The 388-nt window shown below is 66.5% G+C and carries 1 protein-coding gene and 1 pseudogene; both read left to right on the top strand.

The genetic code is table 11. The features are described 5' to 3' along the window. Positions 1–180 (top strand): annotated as a pseudogene (locus HX846_RS37335) (ABC transporter permease); the annotation flags it as partial. Next, on the top strand, positions 177–388 hold a 212-nt coding region (locus HX846_RS37330), incomplete at its 3' end, for an ATP-binding cassette domain-containing protein (protein WP_178967481.1). The pseudogene HX846_RS37335 and the gene HX846_RS37330, both read left to right, overlap by 4 nt.

Below are 388 nucleotides of genomic sequence, written 5' to 3'. Positions count from 1 at the left end.
GGCTTCGGCGCACCGCCGCCTGCGCCGGAGTGGGGCGGGATGATGTCCATCGGGCGCAGCTTCCTGGCCAACGCGCCGTGGCTGGTGGCCTGGCCCGCCCTGATCATCACCCTGACCGTTGTTTCCATCAGTGCCATCGGCCGCGAACTCTTGCGCCGCAGCGAAGGAAAGCCTCTATGACGATGAACATTCATACCCTCGGCCCGTTGGTCGATATCCGCGACCTGACAGTACGTTTCGGCCAGGCCGAGCCAGTGTTGCACGGTGTCAGTCTGCAGTTGAGCCGGGGTGAATGCCTGGCGCTGGTGGGGGAGTCGGGGTCCGGCAAAAGCGTCACCGCCCGCACCCTGGCTGGCCTCACCGGCAAGGACGCCCATGTCCAGGCTGC

The organism is Pseudomonas sp. K5002 (assembly GCF_013386655.1).
Taxonomy (GTDB): Bacteria; Pseudomonadota; Gammaproteobacteria; order Pseudomonadales; family Pseudomonadaceae; genus Aquipseudomonas.
This window is presented reverse-complemented; position numbering and strand designations above follow the sequence as displayed.